This is a genomic window from Paraburkholderia sp. PGU19 (assembly GCF_013426915.1).
Taxonomy (GTDB): Bacteria; Pseudomonadota; Gammaproteobacteria; order Burkholderiales; family Burkholderiaceae; genus Paraburkholderia.
In genome coordinates this window covers 970496-994325 of record NZ_AP023181.1, presented here as the reverse complement: position 1 = coordinate 994325, position 23830 = coordinate 970496, and the positions used below count along the sequence as shown (strand labels likewise).

Annotated in this window: 20 protein-coding genes and 1 pseudogene; 6 read left to right on the top strand and 15 right to left on the bottom strand. The window is 61.5% G+C overall.

The features are described 5' to 3' along the window. Window positions 1-59: 59 nt before the first annotated feature. The 4 genes and pseudogenes from H1204_RS34325 to H1204_RS51740 all read right to left on the bottom strand — a co-directional run. Window positions 60-308 carry a hypothetical protein gene (locus tag H1204_RS34325; RefSeq protein WP_180734942.1) on the bottom strand — a complete coding sequence of 83 codons (249 nt, stop codon included), beginning with the start codon at window positions 306-308 and terminating at the stop codon, window positions 60-62. Window positions 309-370: 62 nt separating this feature from the next. Continuing rightward, on the bottom strand, window positions 371-1504 hold the full coding sequence (locus tag H1204_RS34320) for a glycosyltransferase (protein WP_180734941.1): 1134 nt from the start codon (window positions 1502-1504) through the stop codon (window positions 371-373). A gap of 250 nt (window positions 1505-1754) precedes the next feature. Continuing rightward, window positions 1755-3539, bottom strand: coding sequence for an RICIN domain-containing protein (locus tag H1204_RS34315; RefSeq protein ID WP_243468996.1), 1785 nt, complete (start codon window positions 3537-3539; stop codon window positions 1755-1757). Window positions 3540-3542: 3 nt separating this feature from the next. Continuing rightward, a pseudogene (locus H1204_RS51740) lies at window positions 3543-4070 on the bottom strand (hypothetical protein); the annotation flags it as partial. Window positions 4071-4582: 512 nt separating this feature from the next. On the opposite strand from H1204_RS51740, the gene H1204_RS34310 reads away from it, so the two are divergent. Next, window positions 4583-5773: a glycosyltransferase family 4 protein gene (locus tag H1204_RS34310; protein ID WP_180734939.1), complete on the top strand. Its 1191-nt coding sequence runs from the start codon at window positions 4583-4585 to the stop codon at window positions 5771-5773. 35 nt (window positions 5774-5808) lie between these two features. After that, the gene (locus H1204_RS34305; RefSeq protein ID WP_180734938.1) at window positions 5809-5994 is read left to right on the top strand and encodes a hypothetical protein; all 186 of its coding nucleotides are present in this window, start codon (window positions 5809-5811) and stop codon (window positions 5992-5994) included. On the opposite strand, the gene H1204_RS34300 is transcribed toward H1204_RS34305, so the two are convergent. The 5 genes from H1204_RS34300 to H1204_RS34280 form a co-directional block, all read right to left on the bottom strand. Further along, window positions 5979-6902, bottom strand: a complete 924-nt coding sequence (locus H1204_RS34300; RefSeq protein ID WP_180734937.1) for a LysR family transcriptional regulator — start codon at window positions 6900-6902, stop codon at window positions 5979-5981. The genes H1204_RS34305 and H1204_RS34300 overlap by 16 nt on opposite strands. Window positions 6903-6996: 94 nt before the next feature. Then, window positions 6997-7686, bottom strand: coding sequence for an EthD family reductase (locus H1204_RS34295; RefSeq protein WP_243468956.1), 690 nt, complete (start codon window positions 7684-7686; stop codon window positions 6997-6999). Between the two features lie 2 nt (window positions 7687-7688). Further along, on the bottom strand, window positions 7689-8222 hold the full coding sequence (gene hpaC / locus H1204_RS34290; RefSeq protein WP_180734935.1) for a 4-hydroxyphenylacetate 3-monooxygenase, reductase component: 534 nt from the start codon (window positions 8220-8222) through the stop codon (window positions 7689-7691). Window positions 8223-8254: 32 nt separating this feature from the next. Then, window positions 8255-9466 (bottom strand): acyl-CoA dehydrogenase family protein, encoded by a 1212-nt coding sequence (locus H1204_RS34285; protein WP_180734934.1) that lies wholly within the window; start codon window positions 9464-9466, stop codon window positions 8255-8257. Window positions 9467-9500: 34 nt separating this feature from the next. Then, window positions 9501-10853: an MFS transporter gene (locus H1204_RS34280; protein ID WP_180734933.1), complete on the bottom strand. Its 1353-nt coding sequence runs from the start codon at window positions 10851-10853 to the stop codon at window positions 9501-9503. A 343-nt stretch (window positions 10854-11196) separates the two neighbouring features. Here H1204_RS34280 and H1204_RS34275 point away from each other — a divergent pair, with 343 nt between their 5' ends. Continuing rightward, a complete protein-coding gene (locus H1204_RS34275; RefSeq protein WP_180734932.1) occupies window positions 11197-12414 on the top strand; it encodes a porin in 1218 nt (405 codons plus the stop codon). Window positions 12415-12474: 60 nt separating this feature from the next. Here the strand turns inward: H1204_RS34275 and H1204_RS34270 are convergent, their stop codons facing one another. The 4 genes from H1204_RS34270 to H1204_RS34255 all read right to left on the bottom strand — a co-directional run bounded on the left by H1204_RS34270 (window position 12475) and on the right by H1204_RS34255 (window position 16899). After that, window positions 12475-13614, bottom strand: coding sequence for a porin (locus tag H1204_RS34270; RefSeq protein WP_180734931.1), 1140 nt, complete (start codon window positions 13612-13614; stop codon window positions 12475-12477). Between the two features lie 131 nt (window positions 13615-13745). After that, window positions 13746-14558 carry an ABC transporter ATP-binding protein gene (locus H1204_RS34265; protein WP_180734930.1) on the bottom strand — a complete coding sequence of 271 codons (813 nt, stop codon included), beginning with the start codon at window positions 14556-14558 and terminating at the stop codon, window positions 13746-13748. Next, window positions 14555-15646 (bottom strand): iron ABC transporter permease, encoded by a 1092-nt coding sequence (locus H1204_RS34260; RefSeq protein ID WP_180734929.1) that lies wholly within the window; start codon window positions 15644-15646, stop codon window positions 14555-14557. Before H1204_RS34260 ends, H1204_RS34265 begins: the two co-directional genes overlap by 4 nt. An 11-nt stretch (window positions 15647-15657) precedes the next feature. Continuing rightward, complete coding sequence (locus H1204_RS34255) at window positions 15658-16899, bottom strand: ABC transporter substrate-binding protein (protein ID WP_180734928.1); 1242 nt, start codon at window positions 16897-16899, stop codon at window positions 15658-15660. Between the two features lie 170 nt (window positions 16900-17069). Between H1204_RS34255 and H1204_RS34250 the strand changes: the two genes are divergently transcribed. From H1204_RS34250 to H1204_RS34240, 3 genes are all read left to right on the top strand, one after another. Beyond that, window positions 17070-17783 carry a response regulator gene (locus H1204_RS34250; RefSeq protein WP_180734927.1) on the top strand — a complete coding sequence of 238 codons (714 nt, stop codon included), beginning with the start codon at window positions 17070-17072 and terminating at the stop codon, window positions 17781-17783. A gap of 13 nt (window positions 17784-17796) precedes the next feature. Continuing rightward, window positions 17797-19203 (top strand): ATP-binding protein, encoded by a 1407-nt coding sequence (locus H1204_RS34245; RefSeq protein WP_180734926.1) that lies wholly within the window; start codon window positions 17797-17799, stop codon window positions 19201-19203. Window positions 19204-19380: 177 nt separating this feature from the next. Beyond that, the gene (locus H1204_RS34240) at window positions 19381-19881 is read left to right on the top strand and encodes a DUF3455 domain-containing protein (protein WP_180735129.1); all 501 of its coding nucleotides are present in this window, start codon (window positions 19381-19383) and stop codon (window positions 19879-19881) included. A 93-nt stretch (window positions 19882-19974) separates the two neighbouring features. Here the strand turns inward: H1204_RS34240 and H1204_RS34235 are convergent, their stop codons facing one another. Together H1204_RS34235 and H1204_RS34230 are read right to left on the bottom strand one after the other, a co-directional pair. Then, the gene (locus H1204_RS34235) at window positions 19975-21417 is read right to left on the bottom strand and encodes a cytochrome c peroxidase (RefSeq protein ID WP_180734925.1); all 1443 of its coding nucleotides are present in this window, start codon (window positions 21415-21417) and stop codon (window positions 19975-19977) included. A 149-nt stretch (window positions 21418-21566) separates the two neighbouring features. Beyond that, on the bottom strand, window positions 21567-23399 hold the full coding sequence (locus H1204_RS34230) for an alkaline phosphatase family protein (RefSeq protein ID WP_180734924.1): 1833 nt from the start codon (window positions 23397-23399) through the stop codon (window positions 21567-21569). Window positions 23400-23830 lie beyond the last annotated feature (431 nt).

Here is a 23830-nt window from a genome sequence, read left to right as displayed (position 1 = left end):
CGCATTCACACGCCTGCGCGCAATCTGCAGATCACTCGCTGACAGTTGGCTGACGTCTTTCAGTTTTGGCGCGAAACGTAGCCTTCCTGCTGCGTCGCAATGATCTCGACGAGCATCGCGCGATAGGTCGAATGGCATTGCCCGGCGGCGCGAAAGATCTCGGCCAGTGCTGCGCGGGCGGACGCTGCGTCATGGTGACGCGTTGTGTCCGAAAGCGCGAGTATGGTCCGTAGCGTGTCGCGTTGCTGGCTCACCAGCATATGGAGCGCGCTGCCGAAGCTGTCCTGCTGGTTGGATGTGAGGCTCATGTCAATTCCGTTGGGCGTGTACGTAATAGCAAACGTTTGAACGAGAGATCTTGTTTCCACGCTCACATCGATGATTCGTTGCTCTCCAACGCCGATATCGACGATTCCGCGGCAATGCCTCGCGCTTTGTTCTTGTAGATGGCTTGCGCGATCTTCAGGTAGTTCTCTGCCGTGTCGTGCAACGTATAGCCGTCCAGCGCGCGATACGCGCGGGGCACACGCAGCGCGTGCAGCAGTGCGCGCGCATAGGTGGAAGGATCTTTCGTGTCGACGAGCGATACACCCGGAAAATCGCGGGCAAATTCGAATGCTGCAATGCGGCTCGCGACAACGGGAATACCCGACGCCAGTGCTTCGAGAAACCCGATGCTATGGGCCTCTCTGAGCGACGGCATCGCAAAGACTTGCGAGGTCTGCAGAATCGCGGCGACATTCGATGATGGACCGCACAGCGTCACCCGGTCGTCCAGGTTCAAACGTTGCACGAGTTTCATGGCCATATCGTGATAAACGGGATCTTCGACGACGCCATACAACACCAGTCGCGCGTCAGGCTCATGTTGCAGCACGATCTCAAACGCGTGAATGGTCTCCAGTTGGCCTTTGTCGATGACATAACGGCCCAACTGGACGATCTGCTTTGAAGTGCCGCGATCGGCAATGGCCGATGCGGAAGGTGCGGTTTGAAAGCGCGGCAGATCCACGCCGTTGGGAATCACCGTGACGAGCGGATGCGGCCCGACTTCACGCAGATAGTCGAGCGTATTTTGCGACGAGACGCCGACCACGGCCTTCGCGCGATGCGAGAGCATGCGCTCCGCCCACTTCAGTTTCGGGTTCGCGAAGTCGTTGGAACCCGAGTGCATCACATAGATGACGGGCGCGGAAACGGGAAGAAGACGCACATAGAGCGCGGCTAGCGTCGCGTGTGCAATGATCACGTCCGGTCGAAATCGCCGTATGCAGCGCCATAGATGCATGAGACGCCCGATACGTCCTCGCGGCGATTCGGGAAAGTCGCACAGTATGTCGGCTGCCGCGAGTTCGCTGCGGCTATGATCGAAGTCCGCCATTTGCGGCTGCATCGACGCAATGCAGACTTCGTGGCCACCTTCCCTGTGCTGAATCGCAAGACCCTTTGCCAGAATCTCCGCACCAGACAAACGTGGCGCATAGACGACCTGTAGTATCCGCACTTTTCACCGTCTCGAATGGGGCGTGATCTCAGAGAACCATGTCTCTCGTCTTTTCTGCAGCGTACGGTTGCGTCGGTCAATCGTCAATTGTCGTAACCGATATGATTGGATATACCATAGACAATTGATACATTGCGATTCGGTCAAGCACTAGTTGTTGCTAGACAGGTACTGGTTCAGAGAACTTTTCCATTTGCGCTTCGCAAATGAGAGTGAGAGGAGTCCTCATCCGAGAGCAACTGCAATGTCTCTATTGAACCAGGCGATCGAGCCAGAGCGTCTCCGAGTAAACGGCTGGCAACGGAAAACCTTCCATCGGAATACTTTGCAAATTGTTTCCGTCGAGCGCGTATCGCGCCAGGGCGGCGGTGCCCGCCGAGAAGAGCGTATTGGTGAGTATGGCGTCCGTGCGCTCGTAGAAGACGAGTGCTGTGCGGTTCTTATCGCGGAGCAGGGAAGGCGCGGCGTCCTGCCACCGGAGATCGCGCAGATAGGCGAGTAGAACAGGCGCGGTCTCGCGATGCTGTACGTTCCATTTCCATACATCCACCCCGCCGGGCGCCTGAAAATGCGGAACGGTCATCACAATCGCTGCGTCGGCGCTCGCGTCGCGCGTAAAGCGGGTGGTGTCACGCTGGAATTGAGCAGGCAGAAGAGATGTTGCACCAAAGCTCCAGTGTTCCTTGTCGACGGTGAGTGTCATGACGGCCAGGCGGCGGTTATCGTCAGTAGATTGCACGGCGACGAACGTTGCCGTGTCTGTGCGAGTGTCGCTCACGGCGAGCAGTTGCACGGTGGACTTCAAATAAGGCATGCCTGTGACTTTTTTCTGCTGGATCTGCCCGGCTTGATCGGCGCCGATCGTCGATAGATCGACAGCGTTGTCTGATCGTTGCACCGCAACGAGGATCTTTTCGCCTGATGTTACTTTGGTCGAGAAGGCAAGGTACTGCTGCGCACGTTCCGCAGGAATGCTTTCGTCGCTCTGAAACCAGAGAACGGGTGCGGCAAAGTGATTGCCATTGCTGCGCAACAACCAGAAGGCGGAGCCGCCGTTTCTCGGCGTGACGACCATGAGATCCGCCCGGCCGTCGCCATCGAAGTCGCCAATCAGAAAGCGTGCGTTGTCGAAACACAACGTGTCGGCACCGCATGTCGGCATCGTCGCGCGACTATCGAAGCGCACGGCATTCGTGTACCAGTTCTTGGGTTCTTCAGGTTTTCCTGAGATTGAAGTCTGAACAAAGACGTCGAAGCCAGGGCCGTCGGAACGTCTTTGCACATAGACAGCTGAGAGCGTGCCGTCGCCCGTCACGTCTCCGTACATTGCGCCCTTGAGACGCAAGTCCGTCGACCACGACGGACGCATTGTGGACCAGCGGTAGCGCGTCGTCATGGAGGCGCATCCTCTGATATTGAGGCGGTTGTCCTCTGCGCCAAGGCAACGACGCGATGGCGTGAATATCAGACCAAAGTCCCACGGCGTCCAGCGTTGCGACTCATTCCATTCTTCACATGGTTCTTCCGCGAGTCTGCCGTCGTGTTCGGCGACGCATTGCCCCGTCGAGACGGAGACGAGTGCCGCATTGTGCTGGTTGCCGACATACGTAGCACGCGGTTCCCATTTCCATTGCTGGCTGGCCGACTCGTCGCAAGGCGCGAGTTCGGGGCTGCGCGCGTTGCCTCGCGAAGTCAGGCACTGACTGGAACCGGTATTGAAGAGCACGGAAGGAATGGCGACGAAATCCGGCTTTGCATGAAGTGTGGTGTCGTCGCGTACATAGTTGCGCAAAACCCAGTTGCCGTCCCATTGGTATTCGCCGAACACGTGCGCGTAATCGCCACCGTCGATCGAGAAATAGCTGGCCGCTATGTCGCGCTTGCGTTGCGCTTCGTCGCCGAACAGCGTCGAGGGCCAGGTTCCTGTCGGATACGTTGTGTAGAAGGCAATGGGAATAGAGCGCCCTAACGTTTGCGCGACATGGCGTGTCATGCGGGCGGTGTAGATATGGTCGGGATGCTCGATGAAGGGCACCGTGTCAGGGTTCAGCGTGGCGATTCGCGTCGCGTCCTGCAGTATCGTTTTCAGGACGACGGAAAGCGAATCGCGTGTGTAACGCGTTGCTGGCAGTTCTCCATGTCCCATCGGAAAGCTTGTGAGCGTTGCGCCCTGATCCCAAAGCAGCGCAAGCGGCACGCGGCCGCCGCGCACCGCGCCGCCGGGAAGCCTGAGTTCGAGAAGTCGTACGCGTGGTTCCGCTTTCAATGTGAGCTGAAATACCGGCTTGCCAGCAATTTGTACTGTCGATTCATCCCACGCATTCCCGACTCCTGCAAGACGCGCATAGGCCAGGCGCGAGGCTTCCTCACGCTTTTGCACATAGGCGAAATTCGCTCCGTAGGCGCCGCCGATCAGATGAACAGTGGTGACGCACCATCCCGCACGCAACCGCTCGCTGATCGCGGGCTCAACGAACAGCAGATCGTCATCGAGGTGTGCGACAACGGTGACGAGCGTGCCCGCACTGCAATCGGCGGATGACGCGCGTGCCGTTCCGATGAGCATGGAGCACATGCAAAGAAGAAACAGGACATAGCGGGGCAATCGAAAAAGCCCGAGTGGCGACGTATTCATATGATTGCGGTCGTCCCTTTTTTTCTTGGTGTTGTCCCCGAGAGCCGTAGTCGAAAGGATGAAGTAGCCTCGGCTTGTTTACCTTGCTATTACAGCAGTCTTTTTCTTACTGTTTGAAAGACAATCATCCTTTTGCGCCAAATAAAGTATTGAAGTGACCGCTTCCAGATAAGCACGACGACCAGTCTATATTTGTGAGCCGTTCTTTAATAGAGTGTAGTTCCCTCTGTTCGAACGCGGCTTGCAGTGCGGCGAATAGCCTTTAATAGACAGATTGCAGTTGTCAGGAGAAATTCATACAACCGCAACCTTGTACCCGTAATAGAGTGGGTGGCGGCTGACGCAGCGTTCGTCAGTGGTCTGATGAAGAACAATTCGATAACGGTATCCCGACGGGTTTGCGCGTCGTGCGTTTCTGCCAATAGCGGTGTTTTGAGGACGTCATGCGGATGCTGTTCGTTATCGGTCACCTCGGTGACTACCACGTGCCGCGCTATGAAGCGCTGATGCGGCTTGCGACGAGACGTGGCGATGAAGTGTGTCTGGTCGAAGTATTCGGGCGGTCGGGTTTCTACTCGTTTCCGCAAACGCGGCGTGCGTCTTTTTTCGAGCAACGTCACGAATGCGTCACTACCCTGGAGAATGATGTCAGCGATGCTGGCGGACGCTGGCTGAATGTCTTCGCGCGTCTGACTGCGATCATCCGGCGAATCGAGCCGGATGTCGTCGTCACGCTGGGCTATGACACACCGTACTCGTTGTGGCTCTGTTTCGTCAGAAGGTTCACGAGACCGTTTGGCCTGATCTACATGTCGGACTCGAAGGCCGACGACGGCACGCGCAGCAGCGTCAAGGAATGGCTGAAGCGCCGGCTGGTGCGGCGCTTCGACGCCGCGCTGGTCGCGGGAGAAAGGCATCGCGACTACGCGGAGTTTCTTGGCATTCCGCGCTGGCGCTCGCGGGTCGGCTTCGATGTGATCGACGTCGACCAGTTTTCGCGGCGCGCAGCGGCTGCGCATGCCGCTGCCGACGACGTTCGCCGTGCGCATGGCCTGCCGCAGCGCTATGTACTCTGTGTCAGCCGCTTCGTGGCGCGCAAGAACGTCGATGTCGTCATCAATGCGTTCGCGCGTTCCCGCCTCGCGGATCATGCCATCGAACTGGTTCTGATCGGGCAGGGACAAGACGAGCCCATGCTGAGAACGCTCGTATCGCAACTCGAACTCGAGAAGAGCGTGCGCTTCCTCGATGCACTGCCCAATGGCGAAATGCCTGCAATTTACGGCCTGGCCGATTTCGTGGTGCTCGCGAGCGAGTTCGATCAATGGGGACTTTGCATCAACGAGGCATTCGCGGCGTCGCGCACGGCGATCGTCACGCATACATGCGGCGTGGCACGTGAGCTTGTCGTGAACGACACGAATGGCTATGTCGTTGAACCGGGCAACGCGGAAATGCTCGCGGCGCGCATGCGAACGCTGGCATTGGACGATGTGCTGCGCGAACGCTTGTCTGCCCGCGCGCGGCTGAGCGTCGAGCAATGGAAACCCTCCACGTTCGCGAGCAATCTGATGGAACTTGCCGATTGTGTGCTCGATTCCGATCAGGTCATCTCGCGAGCAGAGCATGAGTAAAGCGCATCGTCACACCATTGCGCAGGGAGAGAATCATGAATGAGCCGGAGAGCTTCGAGGCATGCACGCCGTTCCAGTTATGCAGGATGGCCGAGGAACAGGACGAAGCGTTCACGGATGTCATGGCGTTGGCACAAGCGGACAGCGAACTCGATCTGAGTACGGCCGTCGACACGCTCGCTGAGATCCACGAACTCGTGAAGGGCTACCTCGAACCTTGAGTCGAGAACATGCTGCAGATCGCATCGCGCAACCATGCAATGCCGGGGTCGGCGGAAAACTGCATATGCGTGTGTACCTGAATTTCAATGGGCGGCAATGAAAAAGGCAACGGCAGAATCCGGAATGCCTTGTTTCGATTGAACCGCTGCGCAATGCTTTTCGGAAAGATGACGGCGAGATCAGTGTTCTGAACAATCTCCGGCGCAACCACGAAATGCGGCAGCCGCAGCACGATATCGCGGCGCAGATTCAATTCCTCCAGCCATTGTTCGACCATCCGGTGACCGGTTGCATTCGTGCTCGCATAGACATAACGCAGCGCGGCAAGATCGTCCTTGGTCGGGTTGCGCTTGCGCAGCGGATGCCCCGCGCGCACCACGCACACGTGCTCGTCGACGAACAGTGTCGTGCTGATGCAGGATGCGTCGAGTCCCGGCACATAGCCGAGCGCGAGATCGATCTCGCCGCTTCGCATCGCGGTGCTCACAGTATCCACGGAGAAGTTGGCGACCTCGACGCGTATGCCGGGCGCCGTGCTGTCGATCATCGCGAGCAGCGGCGGCAGAAAATAGAACTCTGACATGTCCGACATCGACACGCGAAACACGCGGTGTGCCGTCGCGGGATCGAACTTCGCGAGTTGCTGAACCGCGACGTTGATGATGCCGAACGCCTGCGCGAGCGGCGCGTGCAGGCGGACAGCGGCGTCGGTGGGCACCATGCCCGTCGGCGTGCGAACGAACAGGGGATCGTCGAACAGCGTGCGCAAGCGGCGCAACGCGTGACTGACGGCGGGTTGCGTGAGCCCGAGCCGCGCGCCCGCCGCCGTGAGGCTGCGCAGATCGGCAATGGCCAGAAACACGCGCAGAAGATTCAAGTCGGTGATGCCTGGGGGCGTATTTGTCATGTGGTTCGGAACCCGGCCGTGGCGGCGCGCGACCCGCATGTGGTCGAACGCGCCTCGCTGTTGAACCGAACCCGCATGCCCGCGTTCGGCGCTTTCACTCGCGCGTCAGATTACCGTAAATGCTGCGCATCGGGTAATGCGGCGTGGCCCCGCTATACGGCGGAAACGAATCGAAGTCCGCTTTCATTCGCGCACGCACGGGCGACGCGAGCGCGGCGTCCAGTGAAGCGACGTCGTCGAATACGACCTTGTTGCGTTGCATGGCCGTCGCACGCGCATGCTTCAACGCCGAGCGATAGTCGATGCGCGTGTAGATCTCCAGTTCGCGAATGCCGGGCAGCTGCGTCATCAACGGCGGATGATGCGTCAGATAGTGCGTGAGCCATGCGTTGAAGTCGTCCGCTTCGCCTTCGTAGCTGACGAGGTAGGTGCAACGCTCTTCTCGTGCCTCGATTGGATGCGGCGTCGAGAACTTGCGCACGGCCATTGCCTGCTGGCGCAGCGTGCAGTCATCCGCACTTGCGGCGATGCTGTCTGCGGCGGCCTGTATCGCGCCGCGCGGTTGCAGCGCCGCTTCGAGTCGTTCGAGATCGTCGAAATACCATTGCGTGACGCAGAACGGTGCCGATGCTGTGCGCTCGTCGCGCATGGCAGGAAGATGCAGCACGAAGCGCCGCAAACCCGCCACGTCGTGCGCGGCCGACTGCAAGCGCGCGATAGTCGATTGATCGAACACGCCGCGCGCGTGAGTACTTTCGCCAATCAGAAAGAAGCACACTTCCACGCTTACCTCGCGCATTGGGTGGAAGCGGACGCCGCCGCGACCGGCCGCACGAGACGATGAAACTGCCGCGCGAAATAGATCAGTCCATCGCCATCGGAACTGACCGAGATATCGTCGATCCGCACGAACATCACCGAGTGCGAGCCGACGCTCTTGAGTTCGACGATCGTGCCTTCGAGATTCGCAATGGCGTGCGAAAGCACGGGCACGGCCGAGCGTCCCGGCTTCCATGCGTGGCGCGCGAAGCGTTCGTCCATCGGGCACGATGTCATGCCCGCGAAGTCGCGCGCGAGGTCCTGATACTCGCCGGCAAGCACGTTGATGCACACGCTGCGGTTCTCGCGCAGCACGTCGTGCATATAGCTGGCCTGGTTGATACAGACGAGCATCGTCGGCGGCGCGTCGGTTACTGAGCAGACGGCGCTGGCCGTGAGGCCACAACGTCCGCTAGGCCCGTCGGTCGTAATGACATTGACGGCTGCGGGCAGACACGCCATCGCATCGCGAAAGCGCCGCTTCATGTCTTCGTTCGTCATCGCTTGCTCCTTGTGTTCGATCGCGCGTTGCATCACGGATACGGCGTGACGGGCGGAATGCCGACGAACAGCGCGCCCGACGCGTCATACGTGCCCTCGCCGAGAAACGCATGCTGCGTCACGACGATCGAGTCACGCACCAGACGCTGCAAGCGGCTCTCGCGATAGATCGCGGCGATGCCCGCCATCTGATACGCCTGCATGACCACTTCGGCGCATACGTGGGCCGCATGTGTCGCGCTCAGGCGCATCAGATTCGCCTGGTCTGGCGTGACGGGGTTGCCGGCAAGAATCGTGTCCCACGCGGCTTGCGAGGACTCGTAGAAGAACGCGCGCGCGCTGCGCCATTGCGCTTCCGCTTTCGCGAGACCCGAACGGTAGTAGCCGCGGTCCGCGAGACGCGGCGCGCCCGTCGTCGTTTTTGTCGCGCCGGACATGTCGGTCAGGAGATCGAGCGCGGCGCGCGCCAGGCCGACGTTCACAGCCGCATGCACCTGCGCCTGATACGCGACGGCGGGGTAGCGATACAGCGGTTCGTCGATCAGCGCATGGCCGCCGCGCACGAAAGTCCATTGCGCATCGACGAACTTGTCGCGCAGGCGCAGATCGTGACTGCCTGTGCCCTGCATGCCGACCACGTTCCAGTTGTCGACGATCTCCACTTCGCTAGCGGGAAACACGGCGGTGAACGGTTTGCCCGCGCCCGCATCGCCCGAACTCGCGGGTGTGCCGCCGATGCCCACGCCAATCCAGTCCGCGCCTTTGCAGCCGCTCGCGAACCGCCACTGGCCGCTGACCTTGAAGCCGTTCGGCACCTTGGTCGCAGGCTGCAGCGGATAGAGGCCGCCCGCAAAAACCTGATCCGGTCCCTTCGCGTAGATCTGCTGTTGCGTTTCGACGGGCAGTGACGCGAGATACGTATTCGCTGATCCGAACGCGGCGACCCACGCTGTCGAGCCATCCGCGATCGCGATGCGTTCGAGGATCGCGAGAAACTGCGGCGGCGGCAGCGCGTCACCGCCGAAACGGCGCGGCGTACTGGCGCGGTAGATGCCCGCGCGCTTCATCTTCGCGATCATGTCGCGCGGCACATGCGAGAGCTGATCGAACTCGTCGCGCCGGCGTTCGATTTCTTCGATCAGAACGTCGAGCGAAATGGGACCGGCGTACTCGGGATACGGTTCGCCCTGGTCGATGAAGCGCGGCTCGCGGGCGTAAGTCGAAATGCTATGAAGGCTTTGCATGATGAATACGTGTTGAGTTGAATGGAGCAGTCGATCAGACTGTGACGGGCTCGGCGCCCTGTTTTGCCTGCAGTCGTGCGGCGCGTGGGAAGGTTTCGGGCGCGATGCAGGTCGCGATTACCGTGACGAGCGCGAGTGCGAGGAGATAGATCGCGACGGGCGTGGCGCTGCGATAGTGAGCGAGCAGCGCGGTTGCGATCATCGGCGAAAGGCCACCACCGAGTACCGACGAAATCTCGCGTCCGATGCCAAGCCCCGAAAAGCGCAGATGAACGGGCAGCAGTTCGCTGATGAATGCGGGCTGCGCGCCTTCGAGAATGCCGAGCGTGATGCTGTTGGCGAGAATCAGCGCGGCAATCACTTTCCACAGCACGCCGGAGGCGAGCAGCGTGAAGTACGGATAGGTGACCAGCACCATTGCAATGGCACCCACGAGATAGACGGGCTTGCGGCCGATCTTGTCGGTGAGATGTCCCATCAGAAGCGACACGGGAATCATCAGCAGCATCGACAGCGTGAGGCCGCCGAGTATCCATGTCGATTTCAATCCGAGAAACTGGCCATACGCAATCGAGAACGCAAAGAAGATGTACGACGCGCCGCCTTCGCCGAAGCGCAAGCCGAACACGGTGAGCACCTGACGCGGGCAACGGCGCAATACTTCGACGATTGGCATGCGGCTCTCACGGTGCGTCGCCTTCACTACGACGAACTCGGCGCTTTCTTCGACGGAGCGGCGCATCCAGAGGCCGAGCACGACGAGCACCACGCTGCACAGGAACGGCACGCGCCAGCCCCAGCTGAGGAAGTCGTCGGAGGAGAGTGTCTGCGCGAGCAGGAACGCAGCCGTCGACAGCACGAAGCCGAATGCCGCGCCGCTCGGGCTCCATGCGGCTAGCGCGCCGCGCCGCGATGCGGGCGCGCTTTCGTGGATCAGCAGAATGCTGCCGCTCCATTCGCCGCCCGCGGCGAGCCCCTGAAGAATGCGCAGCAGCACGAGACCGATAGGCGCCGCGATACCGATCTGCTGATACGTCGGCAGCAGCCCCATGCACATGGTCGCGACGCCCATCGTCAGGAGCGTGAGCATCATCACCGTTTTGCGTCCGTAGCGGTCGCCGATATGGCCGCACAGCACGCCGCCAACCGGACGCGCGATGAATCCCACCGTGAATCCGCCGAATGCCGCGATCGTGCCCGTCAACGGGTCGCTGCCGACGGGAAAGAACAGCTTGCCGAATACCAGCGCGGCCGCCGTTCCATAGAGAAAGAAGTCGTACCACTCGAGTATCTGGCCAAGCACGGCCGTCGTCACCGCGCGGCGCACGGTGCTTGTCTTGCGCACGGGAGAGGAAGAGGAAAGCGTGGCTGTCGCGTGAGGATTCATGGCATTGGGCTGAGCAAGACGTTGAAGTTTCCGCTTCCCGATCGTGGGGACGGGCAGGGCGACCTGGCGAATCAGACAGACATGGGCGAACGATAGGTGCGTGCGAAAAGACCGTCAAATTCAGGCCAAAAATGCGCGACATAAATGGCATTCATGTGGCGCGTGTCTTTGTCGGCGTGCGTGCATGCGCAAATAAAACACGCTTATCGCACCTGTTCTATTTGACTGATTTGACCGTGCATAAAGGCGAACTTAGATTGCGGTCCTCGTAACAGCCGCGGCGCAGTCATCATTCGCTGCGTCATTCAATCGAAGCAGTCGAGATGAACGGGGTGACGAATCTATGAGAATCAAATTGGCAGCCGCATTGGCCGCATTGACGTTGGTCGAGTGTGCCTTCGCTGGCGCGGCGCACGCGCAGAGTTCGGTGACGCTGTATGGCATCGTCGACGATGGTTTCAACTGGACCTCGAATTCGGGAGGCCACAATCTGTACAACGTGTCGAGCGGTGTCATGCAGGCGAGCCGCTGGGGTCTGCGCGGCAAGGAGGATCTCGGCGGCGGGCTCGCCGCGCTCTTCGTGCTCGAAAACGGCTTCGATCTGAATAGCGGATCGCTGGGGCAGAAGAATCGCGGCAGCACGCAAGGGCTGATGTTCGGCCGCCAGGCGTATGTGGGACTATCGAGTGCGTATGGCTCGGTGCTGGCTGGACGCCAATACGATTCCGTCGTCGATTATGTCGGCCCTTTTGAGGCGGGCGATCAATGGGGCGGCTATATCGCCGCGCATCCTGGCGATCTCGACAATATCAACAACGCGTATCGCGTGAACAATGCAATCAAGTACATGAGCGCCAATTACGCGGGCCTGACGTTCGGCGGCGTGTATAGCCTGGGCGGCGTGGCGGGCGAGGCGTCGCGCAATCAGGTGTGGTCGTTGGGCGCCGGTTATGCGAACGGTCCGCTTTCGCTTGGAGTCGGCTATCTGAATGCGCGCAATCCGAATGTCGGTTTCTTCGGTGACAACGGCGCGAGCACGGCGGCGACGGCCAGCACGAACTTCATTTCGTCGCCGGTGTATAGCGGCTACGCTTCGGCACGCACGTATCAGGTGATTGCAGCGGGCGCAGCCTATACGTTCGGCGCGGCGACGTTGGGCGCAACGTATTCGAATACGCAGTTCAGGAATCTCGGCGATACGGTCGAGTCCGGTCCGAATCCGCGCGGCTATCGCGGCAACGCGACGTTCAATAACGCTGAAGTGAACTTCAAGTATCAGTTGACGCCTGCATTCCTGCTCGGCGCGGCATTCGACTATACGCACGGCGGCAGCGTCGATTCGTCGACGGGGACGAACCCTGGCGCGCGCTACTATCAAGGCGCGATCGGCGCGGACTACTTCTTGTCGAAGCGCACTGACGTGTATCTGATCGGCGTTTATCAGAAAGCATCGGGCACGGACTCGACGGGCACGGCGGCCGTTGCTGCTATCAACAATCTCACGCCTTCCACCAGCGACCGGCAGAGCACCGTGCGCGTTGGCATCCGGCACAAGTTCTGATTGTTTTTTCATTGTGCGTTAAAGCCGCCGGTTCATGTGAACGCGGCGGCTTTAACCGTTTTAGAACCGATGCCGCATCCCAACGGCGACGACAACCTGCTGATCGTTCGATGAAGGACTTTGCCCGCTGATATCCGCAGTGAGGCCGGAACCGTCGCTGGAAATATGCTGGTAGCTCGCCTGCACGTAGAGGTCGGTTCGCTTCGACAGGAAGTAATCGGTTTGCACCGATACTTCCTGCCACTTCGGATGATGCTGGCCCGTCGCGTTCGACATCGAACCCGACGTGTACGTGTATTCACCGTTCAGCGCGATGGTCGGCGTGAGCGAGTAACTTGCGTTCAGTTCGTAATTGCTGAAGCTCATCCCCTCGCCATTCGCAACGAGGCCGAGGCTATTCGCACCGTTGATCGTCGCGAGCCCGCCGAGTTGCGTGCGCGTCCAGACCACGCCAAACGTCGTCGCGCCGATCGAGTAGTTTCCGCCCGCGCCATACGTGCCCTGACGCGCTGCGATAAACGTGCGATCGGTCAGCGTCAATGCGCCGCTCGTGTTGCTGCTGCCGCCGTTGTTCGCCTGGAAGTAGCCTGCGCCGAGGCGCAGCGGGCCTGCATCGTACGAGGTGCCGAAGCTGTATAGCCGGTTGTCGTCGAAGCCGCCCGCTTCGTTCGAGAAGCCGTATAACGCGCCGAATTTCACGCCAGCGTAACTGTTGCTCGCAAACTTCACCGAATTGTTTATACGGAACGAGTTGTTCAGATTGTCGTTGTCGTATGGATGCGCGGACAGATTGTTGCCGCCCGGATGATGCCCGGTGAAGCTGAGCGGCGCGAGGTAGTCGACGACGGAATCGTACTGACGTCCAAGCGTCAACGTGCCGAACCGGTCATTCGAAAGCCCCGTATAAGCCTGATAACCGAACAGACGACCGCCCTGGCGCGAGGTGCCGTTCATCACGCTGAAGCCGCTTTCGAGCTGGAAGATCGCCTTCGTGCCGCCGCCCAGGTCTTCGCGCGCGAGCATGCCCCAGTGGCTGCCCGTCACGTCGCCGCTTCCCGCTTGCCACGCGCTGTTGCCTTTCTGGTTGTTCGTGTACGACAGGCCCGCGTCGATCACGCCATACAGCGTGACCGTGTTCTGCGCCTGTGCATGGCACGCGTAACTCGCCGCGATGGCAGCCATGACGAGAGTCTTTTTCATTTTTTCCCCTGTTGTTGATTTGAACGATGTGACGACGCACGCAGCAGCGCGGCGCCCACCGGATGGCGGGCGTCGTGCGTTGAAACGGATGCGGCGTGGCTGGGTGGCTGGCTGGGACGCTCGACGAATGTCTAGCGGCTGGCGATGCCGTCCTGAACCGACAGGCCGTCGATCAGGACTTGATGCTGTCCGCGCGAACAAGGTTCGATTCGCGCGGTGACTCCGAAGACTTCTGCAAGGCTCGCTTGCGTGACGACATCGGCGCTGGGTCCGAAGCCTGCAATGCGGCCGGCGTGAAGCAGCATCGCCTGATGGCAGGCGCGCATGGCGGTGTTGATGTCGTGCAGAACGACGACAGTGACGATGCCGCGTTCCCGCGTGATGTCGCGCAGCACGCGCATCACGTGGAACTGGTAATTCAGATCGAGTGCGGACAACGGCTCGTCGAGCAGCAGCACTTGCGGTTCGCGCACCAGCGCTTGTGCAATACCGACGAGTTGTCTCTGTCCGCCCGATAACTCATCGAGCGAGCGCGATGCGAGCGCATCGATGCCGAGGCGTTCGAGCACGGCCCGCGCATTCGCGAGGTCGTCGGTGCGGGCGCCGTGTGTGCGGAATGCGCCGCGCGTCGCGCAACACGCGACCAGCACGGATTCGAGCACTTGCAGCCTTACGCCTGCGGGCAACGATTGCGGCAGATAGACGACGCTATGCGAGCGCGCACTCGCCGCGGACAGTTCGAGCGGCGCACCGTCCAGCGTCAGTTGACCGGCGTGCGCGCGCGTCAGGCCCGCCAGCGCGCGCAGCAGCGTCGACTTGCCGCTGCCGTTCGGACCGAGCAAGGCAGTGATCTGGCCGCGCGGCAGCGGACCGGCATCGAGCGATCTGAGCACCGCGCGCTTGCCGTATTGCACGCTGAGGCCGTGAATCGACAGGCCGTTCATTGTGCGGCTCCTTGCGAGCGCACGACGATCGCAAGAAAGAGGGGAATGCCGACCAGCGCCGTCACGATGCCGACGGGAATCAGCACGCCCGGCACGATGATCTTCGATGCAATCGACGCGAGCGACAGCATCAACGCGCCGATCAGCATGCTGCCGGGCAGATAGAAGCGGTGGTCCTCGCCGAATACCGTGCGCGCGATATGCGGCGCGATCAGTCCGACGAAGCCGATCGTGCCGACGAACGACACCGCGAGCGCCGACAGTACCGACACGCGCAGCAGCGTGCCGAGCCGCAGGCGGCGCACGTCGATGCCGAAACTGGCGGCGCGATCTTCGCCGAGTCGTAGCGCGGTGAGCGTCCACGCGTTGCGCATCGAGAGCGGCAACGCGAGTGCGAGCGCGATGGCGAGTACCGCGATCTTCGGCCAGTCGGCTCGTGCGAGCGAACCGAGCGTCCAGAACACGAGACCTTGCAGCGCGTCGGCGGAAGCGATGAACTGCATCAGCGAGACGAGCGCATGGAACGCGAACACCAGCGCGATGCCCAGCAGCACGACGCCAGATGTCGTCATGCCGCGCCAGCGCGCGACGCCGTCGAGCATCAGCGCCGACATGAACGCGAACAGGAACGCGTTGGCCGACACGAGCCAGCTTTGCGCGATGCCGGGCAGCGTGATGTCGAGCACGATTGCGAGCGACGCGCCGAACGCCGCCGCCGCCGACACGCCGAGCGTGTACGGGCTCGCGAGCGGATTGTTGAGGATGGTCTGCATCTCTGCGCCCGATAGTCCGAGCGACGCGCCCACCAGCAGCGCCATCACCGCATACGGCATGCGGATCTGCCAGACGATGACATTCGTCGCAGCATCCGCCGACGCATGATGAAACACCGCGCGCAGCAGCGTCGAAACGGGCAGACCGGACGGGCCTGAGCGCAGATCGAGCAGCAGTGAGCCGACGATCAGCAACGCGACCGCGCATAGCCACAGCACGCGCAGGCGCGTGATGCGCAGATACGGCTGCAGGCTGGCACCCGCCGCGCTTTGCCGGGAGGGTGCGGAACGAGTGAATGAGACGGAATCGGACATCGCTGCGGCCGTTAATGCGAAGCGTCAGCCGCGGACTGCGCGAGCGGCGCATCGACCCACTCGGCGCCTTGCGGAGGCACGGCGAGGAAGCGCCTGTACAGTTCAGCCTGCGTCGCGTGCACGTCGAGATCCTTGAACTGCGCCGGGTAGAACCACTTCGCAAACGCCTCGATCGCGAGAATGTTGTACGGCGAGTCGTAGTAGTTGTGCGAGATGCCGTGCGCGTTACCATCGTGGATCGCCTTGATCGTGTCGAAGCCGGGACGCGCGATCAGTTGCGCGAGGCTCGCGCGCGCATCGTGCTCGCTCGTCAACGCGCCGACGCGCAGCGACGCGAGGCCCGGTTTCGTGCGGCTGCCCGTCGCGATGTAGACATCGGGCTGCGCGGCGATCACCTGTTCCATGCTGATGTCGCCGAGTACGCCCGGCACGAGACCTTGCGCGATATTGCGTCCGCCCGCTGCCTGCACGAACTCGCCGAAGTTGCCGTTGCCCGCCGTGTGGCAGCAGCCCGCATCCCAGACGCCCGCGAGCAGATCGACGAATACCTTCGGACGCTGCGCTTCGGGCACACGGTTCACGACGCTCTGCACGCGCGCCAGATGCTGCTGATAGAACTGGATGTACGCATTCGCCTGCTGATCGCGATGCAACACCGCGCCGAGCAGCTTGATGCTCGGCAGCGTGTTCTGCATCGGATGCAGGCGGAAGTCGACGAACACGACCGTCGTACCCGTCGCTTCCAGTTGCTTCACGAGCGCGTTGTAGCGGCTCGGGCCGTGGCCGCCGATGCTGAAGATCGCCAGATCGGGCCTGAGGCTCAGCGCCTTTTCGTCGCTGATGCTGTCTTCCGTTGCTTTGCCGATCAGCGGAATCGTTTTGATGTCGGGGAATTTCTGCGCGTACGCGTTGAAGGTCTGCGGGTCCATCAGCGGCAGATCGCCTTGCCAGCCGACGATGCGCGCAAGCGGCTTCTGGCCTTCGAGCAGCGCGACGGCCGATAGCAGGCGGCTTTCACCGAGCAGGATGCGCTGCGGCTCGGCGACGGGCACGCGGATCGTGCGTCCGGCGAGATCGGTGAGGGTTGCTGGCGCTGCGGCGCTCGCCGGTTGCGCCGCGAGGGCGGGTGCGCTGGCCGTCAGCGTGAAGCCAGCCGCAACAGTGAAAGCGACGGAGGCGGCCACGGAGGAGGCGGCGCGCGCCGCCGTCGAAACGGCCCGCCCGCAGGCCGAAGAAAGCGCGGAAATCGACATGATATAGTTGCTGGATGAGAATTATTTGCATTTGCGAGCGCCACTTTAGCCACGAGATGTAATGGCGATGTGTTGAAACGGCGCACTTTTGTAATGGAATGTGTTGGGCCGTTTTTTCCCCGTTGCAATGCGGACAATGCGGGCTGAGTGGAAGAAAAAAAGAGCTTTTGATGGACCACATACTTGTCGTCGATGACGACCCGAACATTCGCCAGCTGCTCGGCGACTATCTGCGCAGCATGGGCTATCAGGCGACGACGGCCACCAACGGCGCGCAGATGAAGCAGATCATCAAGACGTCGCAGATCGATCTCGTCGTGCTCGACCTGATGCTCGACGGCGAGGACGGACTCGAACTCACGCGCGAGCTGCGCCGCGAGCGCGGCATGCCGATCGTGATCCTGAGCGCCCGCGGCGGCTTGCTCGACCGCATACTCGGCCTCGAAATGGGCGCCGACGATTACCTGCCCAAGCCGTTCGATCCTCGCGAACTGGTGGCGAAGATCAAGTCGGTGTTGCGCCGCGCGCGCAGCATCCCGGGCGCACTTCCCGCCGATGCCGCCGCGTTCGTCAGCTTCGCTGGTTGGAAGCTCGATACGCGGATGAAGCAGATGCTGTCGCCAGAAGGCGTAGTCGTGTCGCTTGGCGGCTCCGACTACCGGACGCTGCGCACGCTGCTCGATCACCCGAACCGGCCGCTATCGCGCGATTTCCTGCTCGACCATGTGTTCGGCAAGGAGCGCACGCCGCTCGACCGTTCGATCGACGTGTGCATCAGCCGTCTGCGGCATCATCTAAAGGACGCCGCGCGCAGCGCCGCGTTGATCCGCACGGTGCGCAACGAGGGCTACATGCTGGTCGCCGACGTCGCGTTCGAAGCATGAGGGCCGCCGCACGATGAAACTGCGCCCCTGGCCCGATTCGCTGTTTGGACGGCTCGTGATGATTCTCGCCGTCGGCATGTTCGCCGGGCAATTGCTTACCAGCACGATCTGGTTCGAAACGCACGACAACCGCACGCTCGAAATTCCCGCGCGTCTGTTCGCGAGCCGTCTCGCCGACACGGTCCGGCTGCTGCAGCACGCGCCCGATGCAGCGGCGCGCGATGCGATCGTGACGCAACTGTCGGATGCGCGTTACCGTCTGCAATGGGCCGATGCGCCGCAGCCCGTGCAGCAAACCTCGCTTGCGAAACGCACGGTCAGCGATCTGATTACGGGCGTGATCCGCAGACGTCTTGGCGAGCCGATCGACGTGCGTCTGATCGATGCCGAACTGCATGACGAAGAGCATAAGCACAAGGGCATCCTGAGCCTCTTCGATTCGCGTATGCCGACGGGCGACTTTCACGTGCAGATGAAGCTGCCCGATGGCAGGTGGCTCGACGTGCAGGCTAATGAAGGGCAGGCGGGCATGCTGAGCGAGCCGGGCTCGCTCGTGTTCGACTATCTCGTCAGGATCTATCTGCTTCGCTTCGTGGCGATCTGCGTGCTGGCGTTCGTCGCCGTGCGCTTTGCGGTTCAGCCGCTGCGCGATCTCGCTCGAGCCGCCGATGCGCTCGGCCGCAATATCTATCGGGCGCCGCTGCCCGTCAGCGGTCCGCTCGAAGTGCGCAGCGCGGCGATCTCGTTCAATTCGATGCAGCGTCAACTGACGGAGAGCTTTGCCGGGCGCGCGCGGTTTTTGACTGCCGTGTCGCACGATCTGCGCTCGCCGCTGACGAGACTGCGTCTGCGTGTGGAGATGTTGCCCGACGCGCAATGGCGCGATCGACTGCGCGGCGATCTCGACGACATGGAGGCGATGGTGCGCGCAACGCTCGATGCCGTGCAAGGCATCGAAGTGACGGAAGCGCGGCACGAGATCGATCTCGATTCGATGCTCGAAGGGCTGGCTGAAGATGCGCGTGAGGCGGGGCACGCGGTCACGGTGGAAGGGCGGGCGGCGCGGCCTGTCGCGGGTTATCCGCGCAACCTGAAGCGCTGTTTGCAGAATCTGCTCGATAACGCGATTCGTTATGGCGGCGAGGCTTGTGTTCTTGTTGTCGATGATGGAAGCGCGGTGCGTGTCGCGATCCGCGACAACGGCCCCGGTATTCCCGATCAAACGATACTGGCACGCGTGTTCGAGCCGTATGTTCGCGGGAATGCGGCGCGCGCGGATGGAACGGGTGCGAGCGGTGGCACCGGGCTAGGGTTGACGATTGCGCAGAGCATCGCGGCGACGCATGGCGGAACGCTGACGCTGCGCAATCGTGCGACGGGTGGGCTTGAAGCGGAGTTGGTGTTGCCGCGTGAGGTGTGAAATCGATTGCGCCGGTTCTCCCGTCGCCGGGTACACCGACGCGCGATTTCGATGGAATAAGCCTCCACGCCCGGCTGTTCTGGTAAGGAAAACCACAGAAAACGTCACCGATACTCCTCTATCCGGATCGCTATCATGTTTCCTTTCCGCTCGTACTCCAGCAACGCCATTCGCGCAATGTGCACCGGCGTGCAGGCAGCGTTAGGTTGCATCGTTCTGATGTCACCATTCGCGGCGAACGCCGCCGATGCAACGCCACCTTCGCTGATGCCTTCCGGCGCCCAGCCGTTCGCCGTTACGACGGCAACAGGTGTGCAGATGTATTCCTGCGAGTTCGACAGTGCGCATCATCTGGGCTGGGTGTTCCAGCATCCGGAAGCCACGCTTTATGACGGCGCAGGCCAGGCGTCGATCCAACATGGTGCGGGCCCGTCCTGGCAGGCGGCCGATGGCAGCAGGATCGTCGGTCGCATGATTGCTCAGGCGCCGAGTGCGAGTCCGAACAGCATTCCACAACTGCTGCTCGAAACGCACAGTACCGCCGAAGGCACTTTGTCTGGCGTGCGATTCGTGCAGCGGCTCGACACAGCAGGCGGCGTGTCACCTTCCGAGCCTTGTGTGCGTGAGCATCAGGCGGGCAGTTCGCCGTATTTCGCGCGATACGTATTCCTGAAGTAGCGTTCGGCTTATGTCGCGCGCACCTGCAAACTTCATTGCTTTGATGAAGCATGCAGATACGCGCGACGTTGCCCGCCGCGAGCGATGGCAGGGCTAGGGCTTGTAACCGTCAGTCAGCGTGTTCATGAACGCAATGATGTCCTGGATATCATCGCCGGTCATCGCAGGTTTGTCGCCCAGTTTGCGGTCAAACGGCGCGTCGGCGACGTCGATATTCGCGTGGTACTTCGCGGGAAGATCATCGTACTTTTCCGGCTTGCCTGCTGCATCGAGCGGATAGATCTTTTGGGGACTCGTATTGCGCAGGTTATAGAAGTCCATCACCTGCTTCAGGTCGTGGTAGACGCCGTTGTGGAAAAAGGCGTGTCGCGTGGCGACGTTGCGCAATGTCGGCGTCAGGAACATCCCGCAGTATTGCGTTAGCGCAGCTGCGTCTTCACGGAAGGGACCGCAGACGCCCATGTCGTAGAAATTCCGGTCCTTGTTGATGGCCAGATCACGATTGCGCGGCACGCCCAGTGCCTCGTATTGCGTGTCGGTGAAGAGCGGCGGCAAATGGTCGGCCGTCGGCTTGCTCAGATGGCATCCCGCGCAGTTTGCCTTGTCGGGGTCGTTGAACAGGCGCAAGCCGCGCATCTCCGCTTGCGTCAGGCGTGCCTTGCCCTGGAGCCAGTAGTCGTACTTGCTCGTGAAGCGATGGAAGGACGGGTCTTCGAACTGGTAGCGTCCCACCGCGAACATCGCCTCGTCGACGAGCAGATCGGGCTGGTTGACGATCCGGTCGCCAAACAGCTGCTTGAACTGGTCGAGATACTTCGCATTTAGCAGCTTGTGCACGACCTCGCCGGTGCTCTTGTTGGCCATTTCGACGGGATTCAGCATCGGGCCGATCGCCTGATCCTGCAGCGTGCTCGCGCGGCCATCCCAGAACAGGCCGCCCTGCGGGACGAGTGCGGGTGCCGCGGGCGCAACGCCAGCCGTTTTCACCGCGCGTTGCGTGCCGCTTGCTGCCGTGGCCAGTTGATCCAGCGTGACGGGCGCGGCGTCCGTGTCGTTTTGATCGGGGCCGATCGAGAACGGCGCCTGGCGGTACAGGTACGCAAGCGACGGCGGCGGCCGGTAGCCCGCGTCTGTCATATGCGGACCGCCGAGCTGTACGGACAGGTCGTTCGGTGGCCCGTACGCATGCTCAGGGCTGTGGCACGACGCGCACGACTGCTTGCCCGACGCAGAAAGCGACGGGTCATTGAAAATCTGCTTGCCGAGCAGGGCAACCGCACTCAGCGGCTGGCTCGGCGGAACATGTAACGCGACCGGCTGCGGATTCGCGCCGGTGATGTCTTCGACGATGGTGCCGATCGCAAGAGGCATCCGCTCCGGATAGATTGCCGCATAGGCGATGATGGCCGCGCAGCCGGCCGCGACGGCGGCAACGGTCCAGCCGAGTACTCGCAAAAGCCGTCGTTTGGCGCTCGCTTGGCGCGAGGGATCGCCGGCAGGCAGTGAGGGCGGCAATGCGGAGTTTGGAGAGCTCATGGCGATGATGGCAAAAAATAATCCGGAAAAGACGTCGAGCCAGCACGTTGCCGCGCTGGCTCGACCCACTTCGAGTTATCTGGCGTCCCGCTGCCAATTTCGCCGGCCTTAGCTGGTGAAGAGTGGAACGGGGCGGGACGCGCGTCGGCTTAGTTGGTCGCCGGCGCAGCGGCGAGCTTCGTGCCAACCACCGGGTCGAGGAAGACGGTCGGGGTGTTGCCCGCGCCAGTCAGGTTCAACATGCTGCGGATATCGCCGGCCGTTGCGTCGAACGAACCCGCGCCGAGCCGCTTGCCGCTGAGCCAGTTGTCTTCGATGAACCTGACGACCGACGCCTGCGTGATCTGCGTGTGGTCAACATAGTTCTGTTTTGCCCACGGCGAAACCACAAGGAACGGCGTCCGTGTACCCGGACCACAACGGCCGTTGACCACACCGCCATTGATGCCGAGCGGCTGCGTCGCGCCCGAGCTGGTGCATTGGCCTTGGCCCGACAACTGGTCGGCGCCCGTAAAGGTTGCCGTGCCGACGTGGGTGACGAGCGTGGTATCGAACGACGAGCTCGTGATGGCGGGTGTAACGTGGTCGTACCAGCCGTCGGAGTCGTCGTAGGCGATCACGACGAGCGTGTTCTTCCAGTCAGGTTGCTGCTGCAGGAAGTTCGTGACCTTCACGACGAATGCCTGCTCGTCGAGCGGGTCCGAATTGCCCGGATGGCCGTCGCCGATTGCGGGCGCCTTCAGGAAGCTGACCGACGGGAAGTTGCCCGCCTGCACAGCCGCGAAGAAGTCATCCGTGTCGTATTGGTGGTGAACCGGCGTGGCCGTATTGTCGAGCGTCGGCTCGGTGAAGCCGATCATCGCGGTCGAGGTCGGACGCTGGTGCGTCGGATTGGCCGTCGAGGCGTAGTACTGGAACCAGGCATGGTGCTGGACATAGTCAGCCGGCGCGCTGCCAAGCACGTCCGACCACGTCGAGCGCAGGCAGCCCGTCGTACCGTTCGCGTTGACGGTCTGCAGGTTGAAGCCGCCCATGAAGCCGCCCCACGTGATGTTCGAAGCGTTGAGCAGATCGCCGATGTTCTTGCCGCCCATCATGCCCGTCGGGCCGGAAGTGGCGGTTTGCGCGGCGGCCGTGCAGGTGTCGGTGGTCGGATCCAGGTCGCCGATCATCGTGAAGCTTCCCTGTCCGTCAGGAATCGCATTGTTGCTCGTCGTGACGGTCGGGTTCTTCGGATTGGGCGTGACCGTCACGCCCTGATTCTGGCCCGAGATCACTTCGATGGCGCCCGGCGTCGACGGACCAAACGTGTCGGTCCAGGCGTTGTCGTTCATCGCGAAGTTCTGTGCGAGGTTCCAGTACGCGGTGACCGTGTTGCCGTCGAAATAGCCGAGCACCTGCGCCGACGAACCAAACTGGCCTGTGCTGCCTGCAATGATCGAGCTGGCCGACGTGAAGAGCGGGAACGCGTCCATCTTCAGGTTGTCATCGGCGAGTTGTTCAGGCGCGTAGCTGTGGTTCTGGCTCTTCGTGTTCGCCTGGGAACGGTCGAGGCGAAACGGTTGCGCAGTGGTCGTGGTCAGCGCTGCGCCAAGCGTCGGCGGCGCGGTCGTCTGGCCGTTGACCGTCGCGGCGACGATGTTGGGCGAGGTCGCCTGCGCGTTCGGGTTAGCCGCGCCCGTCAGCCCAGCGGCGGCGAGCGTGGCGATATCCGTTTGGGTGCCGGTCGCTGCGGTGAACGCCGGCTCGCCCGCCACGTTCTTTGCGCTCGGATAGGTTGCGAAATAGTGGTCGAAGGAGACGTTCTCGCCGAAGATCACCACGAGGTGCTTGATGGGCGTCGCGGTCGCCAGGGCGTCTTGCGCGGAAACGACGGGCGTGGTCGATGTTGTCGTGTTGTTGTGCGAGTTGCTGCCGCACGCGGCGATGGTCAACAGCGCTGCTACCGCTATCGCGCTGGGTAATATTGTTCTGTAAAGCATTTCTCGGGGGCTCCAGATTGCCGTTCAGCGCTCCGTTGTGCGTGGAGTTGCTGGGTTTTTATTGGTGGAATTGCAAGCTCACTTCAAGGTGGAGATGAAGCAACGGGATTGAATCATTCGCATATTGCGTAATCGCGAAACATTCCTTACCGACCTATTACATACATTTGCATTGCTCTTACTTTCGTTTTTGTTCGGTGTGAAATGGGGCATGTCGCCGGAAACCGCTACGGAGCTGGGTGATCGCGAGGTTCGGTGATGTGTTTGCAGAGCGTTTTGAAGCGTGGTGATCGGGCTTTTCCAGTTCAATGCTTAGTAATGCAAATATCTGGAAGATGGTGGAATGGCGCCATGACGCCGAGTGCATTCTTTGCGCCGGCTACTTCAAGGCGCTTTGACAAACCAGTTAAATCAATTTCGTTTGCAGGCGC

Excerpts from the sequence above, each read along its gene's own strand:
- H1204_RS34255 (WP_180734928.1), bottom strand. The coding sequence starts at position 16,899 with ATGTCGATTTCCGCGCTTTCTTCGGCCTGCGGGCGGGCCGTTTCGACG.
- H1204_RS34270 (WP_180734931.1), bottom strand. The coding sequence starts at position 13,614 with ATGAAAAAGACTCTCGTCATGGCTGCCATCGCGGCGAGTTACGCGTGC.
- H1204_RS34275 (WP_180734932.1), top strand. The coding sequence starts at position 11,197 with ATGAGAATCAAATTGGCAGCCGCATTGGCCGCATTGACGTTGGTCGAG.
- H1204_RS34265 (WP_180734930.1), bottom strand. The coding sequence starts at position 14,558 with ATGAACGGCCTGTCGATTCACGGCCTCAGCGTGCAATACGGCAAGCGC.
- H1204_RS34260 (WP_180734929.1), bottom strand. The coding sequence starts at position 15,646 with ATGTCCGATTCCGTCTCATTCACTCGTTCCGCACCCTCCCGGCAAAGC.
- H1204_RS34235 (WP_180734925.1), bottom strand. The coding sequence starts at position 21,417 with ATGAGCTCTCCAAACTCCGCATTGCCGCCCTCACTGCCTGCCGGCGAT.
- H1204_RS34305 (WP_180734938.1), top strand. The coding sequence starts at position 5,809 with ATGAATGAGCCGGAGAGCTTCGAGGCATGCACGCCGTTCCAGTTATGC.
- H1204_RS34325 (WP_180734942.1), bottom strand. The coding sequence starts at position 308 with ATGAGCCTCACATCCAACCAGCAGGACAGCTTCGGCAGCGCGCTCCAT.
- H1204_RS34245 (WP_180734926.1), top strand. The coding sequence starts at position 17,797 with ATGAAACTGCGCCCCTGGCCCGATTCGCTGTTTGGACGGCTCGTGATG.
- H1204_RS34310 (WP_180734939.1), top strand. The coding sequence starts at position 4,583 with ATGCGGATGCTGTTCGTTATCGGTCACCTCGGTGACTACCACGTGCCG.
- H1204_RS34300 (WP_180734937.1), bottom strand. The coding sequence starts at position 6,902 with ATGACAAATACGCCCCCAGGCATCACCGACTTGAATCTTCTGCGCGTG.
- H1204_RS34240 (WP_180735129.1), top strand. The coding sequence starts at position 19,381 with ATGTGCACCGGCGTGCAGGCAGCGTTAGGTTGCATCGTTCTGATGTCA.
- hpaC (WP_180734935.1), bottom strand. The coding sequence starts at position 8,222 with ATGACGAACGAAGACATGAAGCGGCGCTTTCGCGATGCGATGGCGTGT.
- H1204_RS34230 (WP_180734924.1), bottom strand. The coding sequence starts at position 23,399 with ATGCTTTACAGAACAATATTACCCAGCGCGATAGCGGTAGCAGCGCTG.
- H1204_RS34250 (WP_180734927.1), top strand. The coding sequence starts at position 17,070 with ATGGACCACATACTTGTCGTCGATGACGACCCGAACATTCGCCAGCTG.
- H1204_RS34285 (WP_180734934.1), bottom strand. The coding sequence starts at position 9,466 with ATGCAAAGCCTTCATAGCATTTCGACTTACGCCCGCGAGCCGCGCTTC.
- H1204_RS34280 (WP_180734933.1), bottom strand. The coding sequence starts at position 10,853 with ATGAATCCTCACGCGACAGCCACGCTTTCCTCTTCCTCTCCCGTGCGC.